General features: G+C 72.9%; 6 protein-coding genes. 5 read left to right on the plus strand and 1 reads right to left on the minus strand.

The annotated features are described in order from the left end of the window. The 5 genes from DEIPI_RS30660 to sugE all read left to right on the plus strand — a co-directional run. Positions 1 to 326, plus strand: a 326-nt coding sequence (locus DEIPI_RS30660) for a hypothetical protein (protein ID WP_425387851.1), incomplete at its 5' end; no start/stop codon positions are given. Then, entirely contained in the window at positions 323 to 850 is a 528-nt protein-coding gene (locus DEIPI_RS39645) for a dockerin type I domain-containing protein (RefSeq protein ID WP_027481921.1), read from the plus strand. The genes DEIPI_RS30660 and DEIPI_RS39645, both read left to right, overlap by 4 nt. A gap of 92 nt (positions 851 to 942) precedes the next feature. Further along, positions 943 to 1,161: an RNA-binding S4 domain-containing protein gene (locus DEIPI_RS0111945; protein WP_027481922.1), complete on the plus strand. Its 219-nt coding sequence runs from the start codon at positions 943 to 945 to the stop codon at positions 1,159 to 1,161. Further along, positions 1,158 to 1,688 carry a DUF1684 domain-containing protein gene (locus tag DEIPI_RS0111950; protein ID WP_027481923.1) on the plus strand — a complete coding sequence of 177 codons (531 nt, stop codon included), beginning with the start codon at positions 1,158 to 1,160 and terminating at the stop codon, positions 1,686 to 1,688. Before DEIPI_RS0111945 ends, DEIPI_RS0111950 begins: the two co-directional genes overlap by 4 nt. 212 nt (positions 1,689 to 1,900) lie before the next feature. Beyond that, positions 1,901 to 2,221, plus strand: a complete 321-nt coding sequence (gene sugE, locus DEIPI_RS0111955; RefSeq protein ID WP_027481924.1) for a quaternary ammonium compound efflux SMR transporter SugE — start codon at positions 1,901 to 1,903, stop codon at positions 2,219 to 2,221. A 3-nt stretch (positions 2,222 to 2,224) separates the two neighbouring features. Here sugE and DEIPI_RS41410 read toward each other — a convergent pair whose 3' ends face one another. Then, the gene (locus DEIPI_RS41410) at positions 2,225 to 2,335 is read right to left on the minus strand and encodes a ComF family protein (RefSeq protein ID WP_281173206.1); all 111 of its coding nucleotides are present in this window, start codon (positions 2,333 to 2,335) and stop codon (positions 2,225 to 2,227) included. Positions 2,336 to 2,374 lie beyond the last annotated feature (39 nt).

Genomic DNA, 2,374 nt, shown 5'->3' on the forward strand with positions numbered 1-2,374 from the left:
CCGTCCGGGACGCGCAACGCGACGGCCTCGCCTGGAAGGTCTACACCCTGCAGGTCAGCGAGACGCTCGCCGGGAACGCCGCGAGCCTCCCCGCCTTCGAGGGCGCGCCCGCCGTGTGGGTCCTCGCGGGCCTCGACGACGCGCCCACCTTCACCGCCGGGGACGAGGCGGTGCTGCTGCTCGGCTCCGCCCTCACGGAGAGCAACGTCGTCGGACTCAACCAGGGCGTCTACCCCATCAGGGAGGGCCGCGTCGTGGGTCAGCAGGTCACGGACCCCGCCGCGTTCAAGCGCGCCGTCGTCGAGGCGCGCGGGAGCGGCTCGTGAGGGGCCTCGCGCTGGCCCTCGCGGCGGCCTGCGCCGGCGTCGCGGGCGCCGTGGACGTGAACGCCCGGCCCGCCACGAAGGAGGTCGAGGACGCCCTGCGCGCCGCCCTCAAGACCTTCGAGACGACCGGCATCACCTTCGACCTCAAGACGGACTCCGGCCCCATCTTCCGGGTGGGCACCGCGCCCGCCTTCGGCCCGGACGTCGCGAGCCGCAGCCTCACGCGCGGCGCGGACCGCATCGTCGAGCTCAACCCGAACAGCCTAATCCCGCTCGCGGACGTCTACCGCCGCGAGGCCGCGAAGCTCCTCGGCCTGCCCGAGAACGCCTCCGCCGGGGACGTGCGGAACCGCTACGGCGGCGCGGACTTCAACGGGGACGGCAAGGTGGACCTCACGGACTTCGCGATCCTCAGCGCGAACTACGGCAAGAGCGGCGCCGGGCTGCGCGGCGACCTCAACCGCGACGGGAAGGTCGACGACGCCGACCTGCGTCTCTTCGCGAACTTCTACACCCTCCCGTAGGGCGCGGCGCGTCCACGAGCCCCCGGCGCGCGCCGGGGGTTCATTGTGCGGGCGTACGGTGACGAGCGGCGCGCGCCGTGCCAGACTCGGGCATGACCAGCGAACGCCCCCCACGCGACGAGAACGTCATGGACCTGCAGGACTGGATGAAGCGCGAGGGCCTCGTCGACACGGGCGGCGAGGCGAAGTTCCGCATCCAGAACGGCGAGGTGCTGCTCAACGGCGTCACGGAGACCCGCCGCCGCAAGAAGATCCGGCGCGGCGACGTCGTCACCTTCATGGACCGTGACTTCACGGTGGACTTCGAGTGAGCACCCACGAGGACCACCTCTCGGACATCCTCGACTTCCGCCGCCGCAAGGACGAGCACTTCCGGACCCCGAACTCGCCCCTGAGTCCGCAGGACCGGGCCACCTTCACGGGCCTCGCGTACTACCCGCCCGACCCGGCGTGGCGTGTGACCGCCCCCGTCGAACGCGCCGGGGACGGCTCGCTGGTGGACCTCGCGACGACCACCGGGGAGCCTCGCGCCTTCGCCCTGTGGGGTCACGCGGACCTCGCCGTGCCCGGCGGTCCCGTGCGGCTCGCCCTGTACGCCCCGCCCGGAGACGAGCGGCCCGCGCGCCTCTTCGTGCCCTTCCGCGACGCCACCAGCGGACGGGAAACGTACGGCGCGGGCCGCTACGTCGAGGCGGACGTCGTCGGGGATCACGTCATCGTGGACTTCAACCTCGCCTACCACCCGTACTGCGCGTACGGGGAGGGCTGGACCTGCCCGCTGCCCCCCGCCGAGAACTGGCTCACCGTGCCCGTCACGGCGGGCGAACGCGACGCCTGAGCGGCGCCTACACTCCTCAGGTGGCGCTCGCCCCGCGCTCGGACGGGCACGGTAGACTGACGGCCGGAAGCCCGGAGGAGACCCCCGCGTCTCGCCCGGGCCGGTTCGGGACGACCCGAGCCGCCGACATGGATCTCGCGTCGGGACGACTCGGCGCGCTCGCCTCGCGCGTCCCGAACGCCCGATCATGGACGCGCGGAAAGGAATCGACCATGTCCTGGATCCTGCTCGTCGTGGCGGGTCTCCTCGAGACCGCCTGGGCCGTCGGCCTGAAGTACACCGAGGGCTTCACCCGCGTGATCCCGTCCGTCCTCACGGGCGCCGCGATCGTCGCGAGCATGCTGCTCCTCGGGATCGCCACGCGCGACCTGCCCATCGGCACGGCGTACGCCGTGTGGGTGGGCATCGGCGCGCTGGGCGCGGCGGTGCTCGGCATCGTGCTCTTCCGGGAGCCCGCCAGCCTCGCGCGGCTCTTCTTCCTGGGCCTGCTGCTCGTCGCGATCGTCGGACTGAAGTTCACGAGCGGGAAGTGACGCTCACACCGCGAGGGTCGCGAAATACACCCGCCGCGCGCCGCGCGCCCGCAGCACCCTCGCGCACTCCGCGAGGGTGCTGCCGGTGGTGAGCACGTCGTCGACGAGCAGCACGGCGCCCGGAGACGTACCGCGTGCCTCGAAGGCGCCGCG

Origin of the sequence: Deinococcus pimensis DSM 21231, assembly GCF_000519345.1 — a bacterium.
In the GTDB taxonomy this organism is placed as follows: Bacteria; Deinococcota; Deinococci; order Deinococcales; family Deinococcaceae; genus Deinococcus_A; species Deinococcus_A pimensis.